The sequence below is a fragment of the Streptomyces sp. NPDC000345 genome (assembly GCF_042898825.1).
GTDB lineage: Bacteria > Actinomycetota > Actinomycetes > Streptomycetales > Streptomycetaceae > Streptomyces.
This window is the reverse complement of sequence record NZ_JBIAZE010000001.1, coordinates 644,328-663,571: the sequence shown is the minus strand read 5'-3', so window position 1 is coordinate 663,571 and position 19,244 is coordinate 644,328. Positions and strand designations below refer to the sequence as shown.

Here is a 19,244-nt window from a genome sequence, read left to right as displayed (position 1 = left end):
GCGCACAGGGGGGTCACGCACCGTGTTCGGAGCGTGTTCGGGGCCCGAGATATGGGATCCCCTCTTTGCAGGTTGCCTCCGGCACGTATCGTGAGTGCTTGCGGACCGTACGCATCCAGCTCCATGGCCGGATACGGCGGGAACGGCCCGCGAGACGAACGGAATTGACCGACCGGGCGGCCGGGGGAGGCACCGTGGACGACTATGCGGGACGGGTACTCGCCGACCGCTACCGCCTGCCGCTGCCGCCCTCCGACGAGTACGAACTCACCGAGACCCGGGCCTTCGACACCTACAGCGGGCAGGAAGTCCTGGTCCGGCAGGTGCCGTTGCCCGAGGTCGTCGAGGCGGAGGTGCTCGACGCGGACGGGCTGCCCGAGGGGTTCACGGCGCGTGAGCGCAGGGGCGCCGGGCGGGTTTCCGGTGCGCGGGCGGCCGCGAGTACACGGCGGCCCGCCGATCCCGTCGTACGGCGCGCGGTGGAGGCGGCGCAGGCGGCGGCGAGCATTCCCGACCATCCACGGCTCGACCAGGTCTTCGACGTGTTCGCCGAGGGCGGCTCGCTGTGGATAGTGAGTGAACTGGTGGCCGCGCGGCCGCTCGCCGCGCTGCTCGCCGAACAGCCGCTGACGCCGTACCGGGCGGCCGAGGTCGCCTCCGACGTGCTCATGGCCCTGCGGGTGCTGCACGCGCACGGCTGGGTGCACCGCAACATCACCGCGCGCACCGTCCTCGTCTGCGACGACGGGCGGGTCATGCTGACCGGGCTGGCCGTCGGAGCGGCGGAAGAGGCGCTGTGCGGCTACGACCCGGTGCCGCCGCAGGACACGGAACCCGGGACGCCGGGCGCGCCTCCCGACCCTCACCGTCCGACGGCCCCCGGCGCCGTCCCCGGACCGGGCCCCGGCCCGGCCGCTGGTGGCCGGGCGCTCGGCCCGGCGCCGGGCGCCGCCGGCCGCGGCCCGGGGCCGGGTGCCGCCGGCCGCGGATCGGATGCAGGCGTTCTCGGCTCCGGCACCGGCGGTCTCGTGCCGGGTTCCGGAGGCAGCGCTCACGGGCCGGGTGCCGGTGGGTACGACTCGGGCGTTGCCGGCCGCGGGCCGGGTGTTGGCGGGCAGGGACCGGCTGCCGGTGGGCCTGGGCCGGGTGTTGGCGGATATGGGCCCGGTGCGGTCGGGCCTGGCTCGGGGGCCGTTGGCCAAGGGGTGGGTGTTGTCGGCGATGGGCCGGGTGCCGGCGGTCACGGGCCGGGGGCCGGTGGGCATGGCCCGGGACAGGGCGGCCAGGGGCGAGGTGTTGTCGGGGCCGGGCCGGGTGCCGGTGGCCATGGGCCGGGTGCCGGTGGGCACGGGCCGGGTGCCGGTGGGCACGGTGCGGGGGGCGGTGGTGTCGGGGGTTCCGGGGGTGTCGATCCCGAGGCTGCTCGGCGGGCCGCCATCGAGGCACGGGCGGCCGGTGGGCTGCCGGGTGAGCCGGTGGGCGCAGGCGGCGCGTCGGGCGCGGGGGCCGACGGGGCGGCCGTGGAGACCGGCGGGGACATCCGTGCCGCGCGCGCCGGGGCGATCGCCGCTTACCGTGCGGGCGCGCGGGCGGCGGCCCGGGTCCAGGAGGCCCAGCAGAACGGCCGCGCGGCGCTTCCGGGCACCCGCACCCCGGCCGAGAACGCCAACGGAGCCGTGACGGCCTCGCCGTACGGCGCGCCCGGGAGCGGTGCGGTCGACCCGCCGTCCGCAGCGGCGGGCCGGATCGCCGACCCGTACGGGGTACGGGGCGCCCCCGCGCCGAGTCCGGCAGCGGGCTCCGTCCCCCTGCCGTCCGGCGGTGTCCCGCACCCGCCCGTGCCGCTGCCCGTGCAGGCGGGCGCGGATCCCGGCGACGGGCGTGCCCCGGCGCGTTGGGACGACCTCGTGGCCGCCGGGGTGCCCGGCGCACCCGTCCGGCGGGGTCCCGCGACCGCGCCGGCCGCCGAGCGGGCACGGCAGGCGCGGATGGCGGTCGTCGGGCCCGTCACCGAGCGGTGGGCGCCCGAGCAGGCCGGACCGGTGCACGAGAACTGGCAGCTGGCCGCGCCGATCGGTCCCGCGACCGACCTGTGGGCGCTCGGCGCGCTGCTCTTCCGGGCCGTACAGGGACATGCGCCCTACCCGGAGGAGTCGACGGCGGAGCTGGTGCAGATGGTGTGCGCCGAGCCGCCCGCCTTCGCCGAGGAGTGCGGGCCGCTCAGGCCGGTGGTCGAGTCGCTGCTGCGCCAGGACCCCACCGAGCGCCTCGGCTTCGAGGAACTGCGCGGCTGGCTGCGCTCGCTGGTGCGGTCCGCGCCGGAGCCGGAGGCGGGCACGTACGTCGTCGCCGCGCCGCCCGTCGACCCGCACCGCCTGCCGATCGTGCGCCGCAAGGGCGAACTGGTGCGCAGACGGCGCGCCGGGCTGCCCGCGACCCACGGCCGGCACAAGCGGGCCCGGCAGGACACGGGCCGTTCCCCGCGCAGCCTGGGCCGCGTCCTGCTGGTGCTGATCCTGCTGTTGCTGGCCGGGGCCGTCGCGTACGCGATGCTGTTCATGCCCAAGGCCGGCGAGCAGGACGCGGCCGCCGGCACCGGCGGCGACCGGCAGCCCGGCGCGACCGCCTCCGCCACCGCACCGGCCGGACAGGCGCCCGAGGCGAGCAGTGAGCCCCGGCCCGACCAGACCTCGCCGGGCGCCACCACCGGAGCGGAGACCACCGGGACCCAGACCGGCTCCGGCGCGGACGCCGCCGACGGATTCACCGTCCGCGAGGACGCCGCCGGTTTCCGGGTGGCCGTCGCCAACGGCTGGGACCGCACCGGGAAGAACGGACGCGGTCAGGTCGTCTACTCCCACGGAGACTTCGAGCTGATCGTCGTACCGGGACGGGACAGCGCGTCCGCCAACGGCAGCGACCCGATGGTCTACCAGCGGGAGAAGGAGGCCGAGCTGCAGCCGTACCGCGACTCCAGCTGGGCGACGGCCTCCGGGCTGCGCACGACGACGGTCGGGGCGCGGACCATGGCCGAGGGCCAGTTCACCTGGTCCGACGGCGGGCGCGAGCTGTACGTCCGCAACATGGCGGTCCTCATCGACGGCCGGTACCACATCGTTCAGGTCAGGGGGCCGGAGGCGGAGCGGGACGAGGTCACGCGGCTGTACGGACAGGCGGCGGCCACCTACCAGTACACCGGTTAGTACGCACGCCGGCGCGCCGGCCGGTCCCATCCGGCGCTCCGGTTCCCGTACAGCCCCCGAAGCGACAACCGTCACAGTGCTGTCTCCTTGCCGCCCCGCTGGTTCCCCGGACGCGGCCCGGTCTTTACGCTGACCCTGTCAAGACCATTGCGGGGCAACGTGAATCAGATGCAGGGCCTGCTCCTCGCGGGCCGCTACCGGCTTGCCGACTCCATCGGCAGCGGCGGCATGGGCCGGGTGTGGCGCGCCCACGACGAGCTGCTGCACCGGGCCGTCGCCATCAAGGAACTGACCGCCGCGCTCTACGTCGCCGAGAGCGACCAGGCGGTCCTCCTCGCGCGCACCCGGGCGGAGGCGCGCGCGGCCGCGCGGATCAACCACTCCGCCGTCGTCACCGTGCACGACGTGCTCGAACACGACGGCCGGCCGTGGATCGTGATGGAGCTGGTCGAGGGCCGTTCGCTGGCCGACGCGGTCAAGGAGGACGGCCGGGTCGAGCCCGCCGAGGCGGCCCGGATCGGCCTGTGGGTGCTGCGCGCCCTGCGTGCCGCGCACTCCGCCGGAGTCCTGCACCGTGACGTCAAGCCCGGCAACGTGCTCCTCTCGCACGACGGCCGGGTCCTCCTCACCGACTTCGGCATCGCCCAGATCGACGGCGACACGACGATCACCCGCACCGGAGAGGTCGTCGGCTCCGTCGACTACCTCGCCCCCGAGCGGGTGCGCGGCCACGACCCCGGCCCGTCCTCCGACCTGTGGGCACTCGGCGCGACGCTCTACACGGCGGTGGAGGGGCGCTCGCCGTTCCGGCGCACCTCGCCGCTGACCACCCTGCAGGCCGTCGTCGAGGAGGAGGCCGCCGAACCGCGGCACGCCGGCCCGCTCGGCCCCGTCATCACCGCCCTGCTCCGCAAGGATCCGGCCACCCGCCCCGGTACCGCCGAGGCCGAACAGCTCCTCGCCGAGGCGGCCGAGGGACGCCGCCCGAGCGGGGCGCAGGCGTTCGTGCCCACGCAGTACGGCGGGCCGGGCGGGTACGGCGCACCCGACCGGACGACGAGCGGCGCGGGCTCGCCGTACGCGCCGACGGGCCCCGTCGGACCGCCCGGCGGACCTGGCGTGCCGGCGGCCCCGGAGGCGTCGACGCCCGTTCCCGGCACCACCGGCCCGACCGCCGCCGGCGCCCCGTACCCCTCCACCCCGCACTCCGGCCCCGTGCACCTCGGCACCGGCTCCGCCCCGCTCCCGCGCCGGCGGCGGCTGCGCACGCTCGCGCTCGTGGTCGTGCTCGCCGCGCTGGTCGGCGGGGGCACGGCGGTCGCCTTCCAGAAGTGGGACGAGGGCCGGCAGGAGACCGGCGGTTCCACGACCTCCGCCTCCGGCACGCCGAGCCCCACGGCCACCGGCGACCAGGGCGCCGTACCCGACTCCTGGACGGAGGTCACCGACCCGCTGGGCTTCGCGCTCGCGCTGCCCGACAAGACCTGGGCCCGAACGGTGTACCAGGACGAAGGCGACCTCCAGCAGATCGACTACTCGCCCGACGGCGGCGAGCACCTCGTCCGCATCGCCCTCGACAGGTCGCCCGACTACGACGACCCGTACGCGCACCAGAAGGACCTCGAACAGCAGCTCCAGCGGCTGGTCGACTACGAGACGGTCTCACTGGAGAAGAACGTCTACCGCGACCGCGACGGCTCCGAATGGGACTACACGTGGACCGCGCTGGCCAAGGACACCGAGTTCCCCGGGCCGCGCCGGGCGATCGAGGAGACGTACATCGCCCGTGACGGCACGGAGTACGCGATCTTCATGTCCTCCCCGGCGAAGGACTGGGCGACGACGGCCGAGCAGTTCACATCGATCCTGCGGAGCTGGCGGGAACCCAGCGCCTCCTGACGGGGGGTTGGCCGGTCGGCCACCCGGAGCCGGGACGTCCGGTGGGGCATGATGGGCGCATGGGGACCGAGGGGGACGCCGTCCGGGTCATCGCGGGCCGCTACCGGCTGGAGGCGAGGCTCGGCCGGGGCGGCATGGGCGTCGTGTGGCGCGCCACGGACGAGCTGTTGGGACGGCGTGTCGCGGTCAAGGAGCTGGCGCAGGACGACACGCTCTCCAGCGAGGAGGCGCGCGGCCGTCGCGACCGGACGCTGCGCGAGGCACGCGCGGTCGCCCAGCTGAGCCACCCGCACATCATCGTCGTGCACGACGTCGTCGAGGACGGCGAACGCCCGTACATCGTCATGGAACTGATCGACGGCGGCTCGCTCGCCGACCGGATCGCCGAGCACGGCCCGCTCGCCCCGGACGAGGCGGCGCGGATCGGCCTCGCCCTCCTCGGCGCCCTGCGCGCCGCACACGCGGCCGGGGTGCTGCACCGCGACATCAAACCGGCGAACGTGCTGCTCGAACGCGACAGCGACCGGGTCGTCCTCACCGACTTCGGCATCGCGCAGGTCGCGGGCGCCACCACACTCACCGAGACGGGTTCCTTCGTCGGCTCGCCCGAGTACACCGCGCCGGAACGGATGTCGGGCGCGCACACCGGACCCGAGTCCGACCTGTGGTCGCTGGGCGCGCTGCTGTGCACCGCGCTGAGCGGCGAGTCGCCCTTCCGGCGCGACTCGCTGGGCGGCATCCTGCACGCCGTCGTCTTCGCCGAGATCCGGACGCCCCCGCAGGCCGCGCCGCTGCTGCCCGTCGTACGGGGCCTCCTCGAGCGGGACCCCGGGCGGCGGCTCGGCGCGGCGGAGGCGGAACGGCTGCTGCGCGCCTTCCGCGACACCGGGCGTACGCCCCCGGCGGCGTCGTCCGGCTACACCCCGACCCGGGCCGACCTGCCCCAACAGGGCCTGGCCCAGCAGGGACTGTCCCCGTCGCGTCTCGGCCAGTCCGCCCAGGAGCGCTCCACGCGCGGCGTGCTGATCGCCGCGCTGCTGGTCGCCGCGATGGCGGGCGCGGGCGTGTCGGCGGCGGCGCTGCTGGTGAACCGGGACGGCGAGGGAGGAGGTTCCCCCACGAGTTCGGCGCCCCGGGAGACCACGAGCGCGGCGCCGGGGCCGACCGCCAGCGGCTCGACCGGCCCTACGGCCGCCTCGCCCTCGCCGACCGGCCGCCCCTCCACCACGGCCTCGCACGCCGCGAGCCGCGCCTCCGACGACCGCCCGACGGCCCCCTCCGGCTACCACGTGGCCGACGACCCCGCCGGGTTCTCGCTCGCCGTGCCGGAAGGCTTCACGCGCGTGCCGCAGGGCGAGCGCGTCTTCTACATGTCCCCGGGGCAGACCTTCCGCCTCGGCATCAGGATCGCCGAGCCGGAGCCGGGCGGCCCGCTGGCCGTGCTGCGGCGCGCGCACGCCGGTGGACCGGACGCCAACCCCGGTTACCACGACGGCAAGGTCACCGAGACCACGCACGGGGCGCGTCCCGCAGCCCTCTGGGAGTTCACCTGGGACGGCTTCAGCGCGGCGGAGGGCCCCCGGCACACCTACGACCTGTGCTGGGAGGAGGACGGGCGGTTGTACGACGTGTGGGTGTCGGCGCCGGTCGGGAAGGTGCGCGAGGCCCGGGAGTACTTCGACGTCGCCGTTGACACCTTCGTGACAGGGTAGTTGCACTTCACCGATGGATACCGGCCTGTGCGGCGCGATATGGATGGACACATGAGTCACAACGGGGGCGTGGGCCACGAGTCCGACGAGACGACGAGTTTTGTTCTGCAACCGCCCAACCCGCAGTACGCCGCCGTGCCCGCCCCGGCGCCGGCGCCCCCGCGGGCCGGGGTGCCGCAGGAACCGGGCGTCGGGCGGCTCATCAACGGGCGCTACCGGCTGCTCGCCAAGCTCGGGCACGGCGGCATGGGCACGGTGTGGCGGGCCAAGGACGAGACCGTGGACCGTGAGGTGGCCGTCAAGGAACCCCGCGTGCCGGACCATCTTCCCGAACGCGAACGGGCCAACGCGTTCGAGCGGATGCGGCGCGAGGCGCGGGCGGCGGCCCGGCTCGACCACCCCGCCGTGGTCAACGTGCACGATGTCGCCGTCGTCGACGGACAGCCGTGGATCGTGATGGAGCTGGTCCACGGCCGCTCCCTCGGCAGCGCCCTCCAGGAGGGCACACTCAGCGCCCGCGAGGCCGCCCGGATCGGACTGGAGGTGCTGGGCGCGCTGGAGGCCGCGCACGCGGCGGGCATCCTGCACCGGGACGTGAAGCCGGACAACATCCTGCTCGGCCGCCACGACCGGATCGTGCTCACGGACTTCGGCATCGCCCAGATCGAGGGCGAGACCAGTCTGACCGACACCGGCGGCTTCGTCGGCTCTCCCGAGTACATCGCGCCCGAGCGGGTGCTCGGCCAGCGTCCCGGGCCGGCGTCCGACCTGTGGTCCCTCGGCGTGGTGCTCTACGCGGCGACGGAGGGCGTGTCGCCGTTCCGCCGCAGCAACACGCCGGCCACCCTCCAGTCCGTCCTCAACGCCGTGCCCGCCCCGCCCGCCGCCGCCCGCGGCCCGCTCGCCGAGGCCGTCAACGGGCTGCTGGACAAGGACCCGGCCCGCCGCCCCGGCCCCGCGCGGGTGCGGGCCCTGCTGGAGGCCGCCGCGCATCCGCCCGCGCCGCAACCGCCGCAGCCCTCGCCGCCCACGCAGGCCGTGGGACAGGCCGGCATGCCCGCCCGGCGCCGGTCGCGCCGGGCGGCGTGGACCGGGCTCGGGGTCGCGGTCGTCGCGGCGGCGGTGACGGCGTACCTGGTGCTCGCCGACCCGTTCGCCGGACCGCTGCCGGACGGCTGGAAGACGCACCACGAGAAGGACGTCACCGCGACGCTGGCGGTGCCCGGCACCTATGTGCGCGGCGAGCCGGAGAAGGACGCCGACGACGAACACTGGGTCAGCTACACCGACCCCAGCGGAGCCGTCTCGGTCGTCCTGGAGGTGGCCCGCAGGGCGGAGGACACGGGCAAGGCGATCAAGGCCTCCGCGGCGGCCGAGATGTACGCCGACGACGGGGACTTCAAGGAGTCCGGCAGCTACGAGCTCGACATGCCGAAGGCGCCGCGCACCAGGACCGACGACAACGCGGAGTACCAGGGCCGCCCCGCCGCCGGGAACACCGTGGTCTACATCACCGACGACAGCCAGGACCCGCTCCCGCGCGAGCTGAGGATCTTCTACTACAAGTCCCGCGCCGGGGACATGTACAAGCTGCTCATCGGGTACCCGGGCAAGGGTGACTTCACCGATCGGGGCCGCGAGGTGGCGCGGACGGCGATCGCGAACCTGGACGTCGACAAGCTGTAGGTCGTGGTAGGCATGGGGCATGAGCAACGACGGTGACCCCGTAGGCGCCAACGACCGTACCGTGGGCGGGCGTTACCGGCTGCTCGAACGGATCGGCTCCGGCGGCGCGGGCACCGTCTGGCGCGCCCACGACGTGCTCGTGGACCGCGAAGTCGCCGTCAAGCAGCCCCGGTTGCCCGGCACACCCGAGGACGAGACCTACCGCCGGGCCGCCCACCGCCTCTACCGGGAGGCCCGCGCCGCCGCCCGCGTCGACCATCCGTCCGCCGTCTCCATCCTGGACGTGGTGGTGGAGGAGGGGCAGACCGAGGGCGGGGACGGACTGCCCTGGATCGTCATGGAGCTGATCCGCGGCGAGTCCCTGCACGAGGCGCTGGCGCGCGGTCCCCTCGACCCCGCCGAGGCCGCCCGTATCGGCCTCGCCGTCCTGGGCGCGCTGCGCGCGGCGCACGCCGTCGGCATCGTCCACCGCGACGTGAAGCCCGCCAACGTCCTGCTCGGACCGCACGGCCGGGTCGTCCTCACCGACTTCGGCATCGCCCATGTCCACGGCGAGGAATCCCTCACCGGCACCGGCGAGTTCGTCGGCTCCCCGGAGTTCGTCGCCCCCGAGGGCGTGTCCGGGCGCGGCGCCGGCCCCGCCTCCGACCTGTGGTCGCTCGGCGTCCTCCTCCACGCCGCCGTCGAGGGCCGTTCCCCGTTCCGCCGCACGACCCCCGAGGCCACCCTCGCCGCCGTCCTCGCCGCGGCCCCGCCCGAGCCGGTCCACGCCGGTCCGCTCGGCCCCCTCGTCACCCGTCTCCTCGCCCGGGACCCGGAACAGCGGCCGGACGCGGAGGAGGCCGCGGCCGCACTGAAGGCGGCGGCGGGGGAGCGGAGCACGGCGGCGGAGGAGGGCCGGGAGGCGACGGCGAAGGGTTCGGGCGCACCGGCCGGGGACCAGGGGACCGAGGCGTTCGCACCCGTCTCTGCCGCTGCCGCCGGCGGAAGGCCGCACCCCGCGGCGCCCCCCGAGCCCGAGACCCGGGACGAGGCACACCGGACCACCGGCCCCACCCGAACACGTCGCCCGCTGCGCTTCTTCGCGCTCCGCCCGCTCCCGATCGCTCTTCTCGCGGTGCTGCTCGCCGCTGGGGTGTGGCTGGCCGGGACGGGCGGGGGGCAGTCGGACGCCGGGGCGGTCACGGAGTGGACCGGGACCTACACCACGGCTCCGGCGCAGCCCACGGAGTATGCGTCGCCCTCCGTCTGGGTCGCCCACGACGTACTCACCCTGGACGCCGTCCTCTCGGTCCCGTCCGGCTACGAGATGTCCGCGCGACGCGGCGCCGCCGACGCGCAGCCCCGGCTGGTGGTCTACTCGGCCGGCTCCGTCGACGTACGCCTCGCCCTGTGGGACCGGGCCCCCGCCGCCCCGATGGCCCGGGCGGCCGAGGCGCACAGGGCATGGCTCGGCCACGACGAGGACGCGCGCACCCGGACCGCCCGCACCACCTTCCACGGCTACGAGGCCGCCCTCGCCGACACCACCTACGGCCTGGACGAGAACCCCACCCGGGTCATGGAACTGTTCGTCCGCACCGACGACGGCCGCATGTACGAGCTGCGCGTCGACATGCCGAAGGGGACGCCACAGGAGAAACAGGGCACGGCGGTGTTCAAGGGAGCCCGCGACCGCCTGGAGCTCGAGAGCCGCTGATCCGGCCCGACGTGCGAGAGGACCGGCACAACGGCCTGATCAGCGGGTTCGTTGCCAGTGGTCACTGGCGCCTTGTGAGCGGTCCGTGAATCCCGTTACCGGCGGGTACCCAAAGCGCTTCGCGCGGCATACCCTGCGCGTCATGACGGACTCGCAGGCCCCGGAAAAGACCGGCACGAAGACCACGGCCGCTACGAACCCCCTCGCCCCCGCCCCCGCCGGCGTCCGCACCGCCGCCGACGTGGTCACCCCCCAGCTCGTCGCCCAGCTGACCAAGGGCGTCGTCGGCTCCGGCCGTACCGCGAACCACACGCCGTTCACCGGCGAGAAGCTCGCCGACCTGCCCGAGTCCACCCCCGAGGACGTGCTCAAGGCCTTCGAGGCGGCCCGCGCCGCGCAGGCGGTGTGGGCGCGAACGCCCGTACGGGAGCGCGCCGCCGTCCTGCTGCGCTTCCACGACCTGGTCCTGGAGCGCCAGGCCGAGGTCCTCGACCTGATCCAGCTGGAGACCGGCAAGGCACGGCTGCACGCCCACGAGGAGGTGCAGGCCGTCGCCGTGGCGGCCCGTCACTACGGCCGCAGGGCGGCGGCGTATCTGAAGCCGAAGCGGCACGCCGGCGCCATGCCGACCCTCACGAAGGTCACCGAACTGCGCCACCCGCGCGGTGTGGTCGGCCAGATCGCCCCCTGGAACTACCCCCTGGAGCTGTCCGTCGGCGACGCGCTCCCCGCGTTCGTCGCGGGCAACGCGGTCGTCATGAAGCCCGACACGGAGACCTGCCTGACCGCCCTGTGGGCGCGGGACCTGCTGATCGAGGCCGGCCTGCCCGCCGACGTCTTCCAGGTCGTCCTCGGCGAGGGCCCCGTGATCGGCCCCGAGGTCGTCCGGCACGCCGACTACGTCTCCTTCACCGGCTCCACCCGCACCGGCCGCGAGGTCGCCCAGGGCGCCGCCGCCCGCCTGATAGGCGCCTCCCTCGAACTCGGCGGCAAGAACGCCATGCTGGTGCTGGACGACGCCGACATCGAGAAGGCGGCCGCGGGCGCGGTCCGCGCCTGCTTCTCCTCCGCCGGCCAGCTCTGCGTCTCCATCGAGCGGCTCTACGTCCACGAGTCGGTCGCCGACGCCTTCGTCGAGCGCTTCGCCACCCGCACCAAGGCCATGCGTCTCGGCAACTCCCTCGCCTACGGCGCCGACATGGGCTCCCTGGTCGGCGAGCGGCAGCTGGAGAACGTCACCCGCCATGTCGAGGAAGCGGTGGCCAAGGGCGCCACGGTCGTCGCCGGAGGTGTCGCCCGCCCGGACATCGGCCCCTACTTCTTCGAGCCGACCATCCTCGACGGCGTCACCGAGCCCATGGCGGTGTGCGCGGAGGAGACCTTCGGCCCGGTCGTCTCCCTCTACCGCTTCAAGACCGACGACGAGGCGATCGAGCTCGCCAACTCCACGCCGTACGGCCTGAACTCCTCGGTCTGGACGAAGGACGCCCGCCGCGGCCGCGAGGTCGCCGCCCGGCTGCGCACCGGCACGGTCAACGTCAACGACGGCTACGCCCCCGCCTACGGCAGCGTCCAGTCCCCGATGGGCGGCATGAAGGACTCCGGCCTCGGCCGCCGCCACGGCTCCGAGGGCATCCTCAAGTACACGGAGGCCCAGACGGTGGCCCAGCAGCGACTGCTGCCGATGGCGCCGGCGCTGGGCATGAACGACGAGCAGTACGCGGAGTTCATGAGCAGGAGCCTGCGGCTCATGAAGGCCTTCCGTTTCCGCTAGACCGGTTCCGCAAGACGGGTTCCGCCCGACGGGTTCGACCCCGCACGAACGCTCAACGAGGAGAGAACGTGCCCCAGGACGCCTACGACTACGACGTCATCGTCGTCGGATCGGGCTTCGGCGGCTCGGTGACCGCACTGCGCCTGACCGAGAAGGGTTACAAGGTAGGCGTCCTGGAGGCCGGCCGCCGCTTCACCCGGGAGACCCTGCCCAGGAACTCCTGGGACCTGAAGAACTATCTGTGGGCGCCGAAACTCGGCCTGTACGGCATCCAGCGCATCCATCTGCTGGGCAACGTCATGGTCCTCGCCGGCGCGGGCGTCGGCGGCGGCTCCCTCAACTACGCCAACACGCTCTACGTCCCGCCGAAGGCCTTCTTCGACGACCCCCAGTGGCGTGACATCACCGACTGGCAGGAGGAACTGAAGCCGTACTACGACCAGGCGCGCCGCATGCTCGGTGTCCGGCTCAACCCGACGATGACCCCCTCCGACGAGCACCTGAAGGCGGCGGCCGACCGGATGGGCGTCGGCGACACCTTCCACATGGCGCCGGTCGGTGTGTTCTTCGGCGACGGCGAGGACGCCGACGGCCAGGCACGGGCCAGGCCCGGGGAGCCGGTGGCCGACCCCTACTTCGGCGGCGCGGGCCCGGACCGCAAGGCGTGCACCGAGTGCGGCGAGTGCATGACCGGCTGCCGTCACGGCGCGAAGAACACCCTCAACGAGAACTACCTCTACCTCGCCGAGAAGGCGGGCGCGGTCGTGCACCCCCTGACGACGGTCGTGTCGGTCACCGACGACTCGCAGGGCGGCTACGCGGTGGCGACCCTGCCGACCGACGACCGCCGCCCGTCGAAGGGACGGACCTACAAGGCCCGCCGGGTCGTCCTCGCCGCCGGCACCTACGGCACCCAGACCCTGCTGCACCGCATGAAGGCGAACGGCCAACTGCCCTACCTGTCGGACCGGCTGGGCGAGCTGACCCGCACCAACTCCGAAGCGCTGGTCGGCGCCCAGACCAACGACCGCCGCTACCGCAGGGCGACCGGCCGGGCGAAGGCCGACTTCACCCGCGGAGTCGCCATCACCTCCTCGATCCACCCGGACGAGAACACCCACATCGAACCCGTCCGCTACGGCAAGGGCTCCAACTCCATGGGCGGCCTGTCCATCCTCCAGGTCCCCTACGCGGAGGGCTCGTCGAGGGTGGCCGGCTGGCTGGCCAACGCCGTCCGGCACCCCCTCCTCGTGCTGCGCTCGCTCTCCAACCGGCGCTGGTCGGAGCGGACCATCATCGGCCTGGTGATGCAGTCGCTGGACAACTCGCTGACCACGTACCTGAAGCCGGCGGGCGTCGGCAAGGGCCTGCTGACGGCACGCCAGGGTCACGGCGCGCCCAACCCCAAGCAGATCAGGGCCGCCTCCGAGGCCGCCTCGGCGATCGCCGCCGACATCAACGGCTTCGCCGGCTCCAACGTGGGCGAGCTGATGGGCACTCCCCTCACCGCCCACTTCCTCGGCGGCTGTCCGATCGGCGACTCCCGCGAGAGCGGCGTCATCGACCCGTACCACCGGCTCTACGGCCACCCCGGCATCTCCGTCGTCGACGGCGCCGCCGTCTCCGCGAACCTGGGCGTCAACCCCTCGCTGACGATCACGGCCCAGGCCGAGCGGGCGATGTCGTACTGGCCGAACAAGGGCGAGGCGGACCCGCGTCCGGCGCAGGGGGCGGCGTACGAGCGGCTGAAGCCGGTGGAGCCGCGGGAGCCGGCGGTCCCGGCGGACGCGTTCGGCGCGCTGCGGCTGCCGTTCCTCGGGATGCCGGCGGTGCCGCCGAAGAAGTGAGCGCCGCGGGCAAGCGAAAGGGACCTGCACCCCCCTCCGAGCGCAGGTCCCTTCGCTGGTCCGTGGCGCGTTACGCGTGCGCGCCGGACTTGCGCCGACGCACCGCGACGACCGCACCGGCGCCGGCGACGACGGCGATGCCGCCGACGAGACCGATGACCGGGAGCGCGGAGTCGGCGCCGGTGGAGGCGAGGCTGCCGCTGATCTCCTTGGCCTCGCCCTGGGCACGGGTGCCGTCGGTCGCGTCGGGCTTCTGGCCGTTCGGCTCGGCGTCGTCGACGTCGCCCGCGTCGCTGCCCGCGGCGAGGATCTCCACGTCGTAGAAGTCACCGTTGCCGTAGCAGGCGGAGTCCTTGCCGGCGTAGATGGCCTCGCTGAGCGCGAACGACGACCCGGCCGGGGCCGAGGCCTTGACCTTCACCCGAAGGTCGAGGGTGGCGGAGCTGTTCTTCTCCAGGGAGTCGAGCAGCGCCACGAAGGAGCCCGTGACGTTGACCGTCTTGCCGTCCTCGTCCTCGTAGGAGTCCTGGAAGCCGTCGGTCCACTTCCCGTCCTCCTTCACCTGGATGACGGCGAGGCCCTCGGACAGCCAGGCGTCCGTGTCGTCGCCGTACTCGAGGAACGCGTCGATGTAGACGTTCGTCAGGTCCTGGTCGGAGTCGTTGTCGACCTTGAACTCGAAGTCGTGCCAGCCGGAGCCCGCGACGATCTTGTTCGGCAGGCCGGTGATCCGGGCGGTGAGATTCTCGTCCAGCGAGAAGGACTTGCAGTCCGTGAACGGGTCGAACGGCTCTTCGTCGTCGCTCGCCGACGAGCTCGCGGAGACCGAGGAGGACGCGGTGGACGAGGAGGAGGAAGAGGCTGAGGAGGACTGCGAGGCGCCGTCGGACGGCGAGCCGGAGGCACTGCCGGTCTGCGACTGGGACGCCGAGGCGGTCGTGGTGTCCGACGAGGAGGCGGAGGCCTCCGACGTCTGCGACTCGGAGGCCGAGGCGGACGCGCTCTCCGACGAGGACTCGCCTGCCGACGGCGTGCTGCTCTCCTGCGCGGACACGGCGGGCGCGGAGAGCAGGGCGAGCGGCACCAGCGCGGCCGTCGCGGCCGCGGTGACGAGAGTCCGGCGAAGCTTCATGAAGACCTCGAAAGATCGTGTCGGGGGAGGTCTTCCGCGAATGTGGGGCGCGGGCGTGACCCTTGTGTCGGTAGGTGTGACCCGTGAACCCTGTGAACAGTTGTCCCCGCCTCACGGGAACTTTATGTGACCCGCGTCACCTCGGCGGCGCCCGTGGTCTCTGCCGTCCGGGCGTGACGACGGGGCATGGTCTCTGTCGTCCGGGCATGACGAAGGGCCCCGCAGGGCGGAGCTGCGGGGCCCTTCTCATCGTCAGCACCGACGTCAGGGCAGCGCCGGTGCCGGGGGAGCGGCGCCGGGGGGTTGCGCCGCTGGTTGGTCTGGACCTCTGGCGGTCACCCAGGACAATGCACGCAATACGGTTGTCCTGGACGGGACTTGGAGCTGTGGGGGCTTTCTGCGCATCGTGCTGGATGAACACGGCGCCCGCAACCGTCTGAGCCGGCTCTTGTGCGTTTTTGCCATGTCCGCCGGCCGGCCCCGGGCGTCCCCGGGGCCGGCCGTTCTCTTGGGTGACCGGGCTGCTGTCCCCTGCCGTCCGGTCACTTTCCCGGAGCGAGGTCCCACGACGCACGGCACGATCCGTCCGTCTCATCGCTCCAGTGAGCCACGCGTGGTTCTTCCGGGCCCGCCCCTGGCTGGAACGGACACCGGGACCAACGAGACGCGCCGAGGGCGGTCACGCGCCGTACGGGTGAGAGGGAGTCCGAACTCAGATGCGACCCCGGCACAGCTCCAGCAGCGTCATCGCGAGCGCGGTGCCCGGCTTGCCCAGGGCGTCCCGGTAGTGACCGAGGACCTCCATCTCGCGCGAGAGGTTCACGCGCCGGCCGCCGGAGGTCATCCGGGCCTCCTGGATGACGGCGGACACGGCCATCCGCTCCTGGATCAGCCCGATGATCCGGTCGTCGAGGGCGTCGATGCGCTCACGGGCACCGCTGATCACGTCGGCGGCCTCGGGGGTACGGGCGCCGGTCACATCGAGGGCGGTCATGGGGGCTCCTCATCGGTGAGTGAGGTGCCCCGGAGCGGCAGGGTCCGCAGAAACGCCAGGCGCCCCGGACCTTGTCGGCCCGGGGCGCCTGGGGAAGTCGCTTGTCAGTTGCTCAAGCAGCACGACCATGGCAGCCGGTGGGCCGGGTGCCATAGGTAAAGAGGAAGGCCGAGTGCGTGAGCATGGGGCCAGTATGCCATCCCGGGACGACGGCGAGGTCACCCGCGACCACCCCGTTAGACTCGGTACCACAGCCCCTCGCCCAACCGCCGGAAGGCACCCCGTGTCATCAGCGACCCCCGCCGCCCCCGACACCGTCCTGGTCGTCGACTTCGGCGCGCAGTACGCCCAGCTCATCGCCCGTCGGGTCCGCGAGGCCCGGGTCTACAGCGAGATCGTGCCGAGCACCATGCCGGTCGCGGAGATGCTCGCCAGGAACCCCGCGGCGATCATCCTGTCCGGCGGCCCCTCGTCCGTGTACGAGGAGGGTGCCCCGCGCCTGGACCGCGCGATCTTCGAGGCGGGCGTCCCCGTCTTCGGCATGTGCTACGGCTTCCAGCTGATGGCGCAGACCCTCGGCGGCACGGTCGACAACACCGGCGCCCGCGAGTACGGCCGCACCGACCTGCACGTCTCCCGGGCGTCCTCCACCCTCTTCGAGGGCACCCCCGCCGAGCAGCACGTGTGGATGTCGCACGGCGACGCCTGCTCCGCCGCCCCCGAGGGCTTCTTGGTCACCGCGTCCACGGACGTCGTCCCGGTCGCCGCCTTCGAGAACGACGAGAAGAAGCTCTACGGCGTCCAGTACCACCCCGAGGTCATGCACTCCACGCACGGCCAGCAGGTCCTGGAGCACTTCCTCTACCGCGGCGCGGGCCTGACCCCGTCCTGGACGACCGGCAACGTCATCGAGGAGCAGGTCACCGCGATCCGCGAGCTGGTCGGCGACAAGCGCGCCATCTGCGGTCTGTCCGGCGGCGTCGACTCCGCCGTGGCCGCCGCCCTCGTCCAGAAGGCCATCGGCTCCCAGCTCACCTGCGTCTACGTCGACCACGGCCTGATGCGCAAGGGTGAGACCGAGCAGGTCGAGAAGGACTTCGTGGCCGCGACCGGCGTGCAGCTGAAGGTCGTCGACGCCGAGGAGCGGTTCCTCAAGGCGCTCGCCGGGGTCTCCGACCCCGAGGAGAAGCGGAAGATCATCGGCCGCGAGTTCATCCGCGTCTTCGAGCAGGCCCAGGCCGAGATCATCGCGGACGAGGGCCCGGCGGTGGAGTTCCTGGTCCAGGGCACGCTCTACCCGGACGTCGTCGAGTCCGGCGGCGGCACCGGCACGGCCAACATCAAGTCCCACCACAACGTGGGCGGCCTGCCCGAGGACCTCGAGTTCAAGCTGATCGAGCCGCTGCGCAAGCTCTTCAAGGACGAGGTCCGCATGGTCGGCCAGGAGCTCGGCCTGCCGGAGGAGATCGTCCAGCGCCAGCCGTTCCCGGGCCCGGGTCTGGGCATCCGTATCGTCGGCGAGGTCACCAAGGACCGGCTGGACCTGCTCCGCGACGCCGACGCGATCGCCCGCGAGGAGCTCACGGCCGCCGGTCTCGACCGCGAGATCTGGCAGTGCCCGGTGGTCCTGCTCGCCGACGTCCGCAGCGTCGGCGTCCAGGGCGACGGCCGCACCTACGGCCACCCGATCGTGCTGCGCCCGGTCTCCTCCGAGGACGCCATGACCGCCGACTGGTCGCGGCTGCCGTACGACGTCCTGGCGAAGATCTCCACCCGCATCACCAACGAGGTGCGCGACGTCAACCGCGTGGTCGTCGACGTCACCTCCAAGCCGCCGGGCACCATCGAGTGGGAGTAGGGACTACCGGCGCCTGACGACGCGCAGGGCCTGACCGGGCTTCCAGACCTGGACGACGAGATACGTGTCGTCCTCGACACGGGTCCTCACGACCTCCGTCAGCTCGGTGCGGAAGAGGTGGAACGGCTCCGGCGGTTCCACCTCTTTCACGTACCCGCCCTTGATCCGCGGGTCGTCGACCTCGACCGCCCGCCCGGCGACCCTTACGTCCCCGCCGCCCATCCCGGTGCCCTCGCCCGGGTTGGCCTGGAGGGCGAAGCGGGGGTCGCGGCGCAGATCGAGCGCCTTGACCGAGCCCGGCATCATGCCGAGCCACAGCTCGCCGTCCCAGAAGCGGACCTCGAGCCCGGTCGTCCGCGGGGAGCCGTCCTTGCGCAGGGTCGCCAGAACGTGGTGGGTGAAGGCGGAGAAGCGCTCCTCGACGGTCTTCGCGAGGTCCGGCTCCGCCGCGGCGAACGCCGCCCAGTTCGATGTCATACCTGGAGTGTGACTCCGAAACAGGACATCTTCTGTCGTAGTTCTGTCGCGTCCTGACGCCGCACGTCATCTTTACATAACAGGCCTGTTCTCCTGCGCTGACCGACGGTAACTTCCGCCCGTACACCCACCCAGTGCTGGAGGACCGATGCACGGGCCCACGCCGCCTGCCCCGCTGCCCACCGACCGGCTGCAGTTCGCCATGCCGCCGATGCACGACTCGGTGGAGGACGAGCGACGGCACCGCAAGGAACGCCTGGCCGGCGCCGTGCGCCTTTTCGGGCGGTTCGGCTTCGAGGACGGCGTCTCCGGACACATCACGGCCCGCGACCCCGAGTTCAGCGACTGCTTCTGGGTCAACCCCTTCGGGATGTCGTTCAAGCACGTCACCGTCAGCGACCTGGTCCTCGCCAACTCCGACGGCCAGGTCATCGAGGGCCGATACCACGTCAACCAGGCCGCCTTCACCGTCCACTCCCAGGTCCACGCGGCCCGCCCGGACGTCGTCGCCGTCGCCCACTGCCACTCGGTGCACGGCCGCGCCCTCGCCGCCCTCGGCGAACTCCTCGACCCCCTCACTCAGGAGAGCTGCGCCTTCTACGAGGACCACGCCCTCTACGACGCCTACACCGGCGTCGCCGTCGACGCCGAGGAGGGGCGGCGCATCGCGACCGCGCTCGGCTCCCGCAAGGCCCTCGTACTGCGCAACCACGGGCTGCTGACCGTCGGCGACTCCGTCGACGCGGCGGCCTGGTGGTTCCTGTCCATGGAACGCTCCAGCCAGGTCCAGCTCACCGCCCGCGCCGCCGGCCGGCCCCTCCTGATCGACCACCGGGCAGCGGTGGCCACCCGGGAACAGCTCGGCGGCGACCTGGTCGCGTGGATCAACTACCAGCCCCTGTGGCAGGACATCAGCCGCAGCGAACCGGACCTGCTGAGCTGAGCCGCCGGCCGATCGGGCGG

12 protein-coding genes are annotated in these 19,244 nt (G+C 73.3%); 9 read left to right on the top strand and 3 right to left on the bottom strand.

The annotated features are described in order from the left end of the window. The first annotated feature begins 194 nt into the window (after positions 1-194). From ACFY30_RS03065 to ACFY30_RS03035, 7 genes are all read left to right on the top strand, one after another. A complete protein-coding gene (locus tag ACFY30_RS03065) occupies positions 195-3,203 on the top strand; it encodes a protein kinase (protein ID WP_390843431.1) in 3,009 nt (1,002 codons plus the stop codon). Positions 3,204-3,371: 168 nt separating this feature from the next. After that, positions 3,372-5,102, top strand: a complete 1,731-nt coding sequence (locus ACFY30_RS03060) for a serine/threonine-protein kinase (protein ID WP_390843685.1) — start codon at positions 3,372-3,374, stop codon at positions 5,100-5,102. Between the two features lie 59 nt (positions 5,103-5,161). Then, a complete protein-coding gene (locus ACFY30_RS03055; protein WP_390843430.1) occupies positions 5,162-6,814 on the top strand; it encodes a protein kinase in 1,653 nt (550 codons plus the stop codon). Positions 6,815-6,865: 51 nt separating this feature from the next. Then, positions 6,866-8,500 carry a serine/threonine-protein kinase gene (locus tag ACFY30_RS03050; protein WP_390843429.1) on the top strand — a complete coding sequence of 545 codons (1,635 nt, stop codon included), beginning with the start codon at positions 6,866-6,868 and terminating at the stop codon, positions 8,498-8,500. A gap of 19 nt (positions 8,501-8,519) precedes the next feature. Then, on the top strand, positions 8,520-10,199 hold the full coding sequence (locus tag ACFY30_RS03045; RefSeq protein ID WP_390843428.1) for a serine/threonine-protein kinase: 1,680 nt from the start codon (positions 8,520-8,522) through the stop codon (positions 10,197-10,199). A 142-nt stretch (positions 10,200-10,341) separates the two neighbouring features. Beyond that, on the top strand, positions 10,342-11,973 hold the full coding sequence (locus tag ACFY30_RS03040; protein ID WP_390843427.1) for a succinic semialdehyde dehydrogenase: 1,632 nt from the start codon (positions 10,342-10,344) through the stop codon (positions 11,971-11,973). A 68-nt stretch (positions 11,974-12,041) separates the two neighbouring features. Then, the gene (locus ACFY30_RS03035) at positions 12,042-13,820 is read left to right on the top strand and encodes a GMC family oxidoreductase N-terminal domain-containing protein (RefSeq protein ID WP_390843426.1); all 1,779 of its coding nucleotides are present in this window, start codon (positions 12,042-12,044) and stop codon (positions 13,818-13,820) included. Between the two features lie 70 nt (positions 13,821-13,890). Here ACFY30_RS03035 and ACFY30_RS03030 read toward each other — a convergent pair whose 3' ends face one another. Beyond that, a complete protein-coding gene (locus ACFY30_RS03030; RefSeq protein WP_390843425.1) occupies positions 13,891-14,952 on the bottom strand; it encodes an LPXTG cell wall anchor domain-containing protein in 1,062 nt (353 codons plus the stop codon). Positions 14,953-15,664: 712 nt separating this feature from the next. Then, entirely contained in the window at positions 15,665-15,946 is a 282-nt protein-coding gene (locus ACFY30_RS03025) for a chorismate mutase (RefSeq protein ID WP_390658210.1), read from the bottom strand. A 283-nt stretch (positions 15,947-16,229) separates the two neighbouring features. Here ACFY30_RS03025 and guaA point away from each other — a divergent pair, with 283 nt between their 5' ends. Next, on the top strand, positions 16,230-17,804 hold the full coding sequence (gene guaA / locus ACFY30_RS03020) for a glutamine-hydrolyzing GMP synthase (protein ID WP_390843424.1): 1,575 nt from the start codon (positions 16,230-16,232) through the stop codon (positions 17,802-17,804). 3 nt (positions 17,805-17,807) lie between these two features. On the opposite strand, the gene ACFY30_RS03015 is transcribed toward guaA, so the two are convergent. After that, a complete protein-coding gene (locus tag ACFY30_RS03015) occupies positions 17,808-18,281 on the bottom strand; it encodes a pyridoxamine 5'-phosphate oxidase family protein (protein WP_390843423.1) in 474 nt (157 codons plus the stop codon). Between the two features lie 148 nt (positions 18,282-18,429). Between ACFY30_RS03015 and ACFY30_RS03010 the strand changes: the two genes are divergently transcribed. Then, positions 18,430-19,224: a class II aldolase/adducin family protein gene (locus ACFY30_RS03010; RefSeq protein ID WP_390843422.1), complete on the top strand. Its 795-nt coding sequence runs from the start codon at positions 18,430-18,432 to the stop codon at positions 19,222-19,224. The last annotated feature ends 20 nt before the right edge of the window (positions 19,225-19,244 follow it).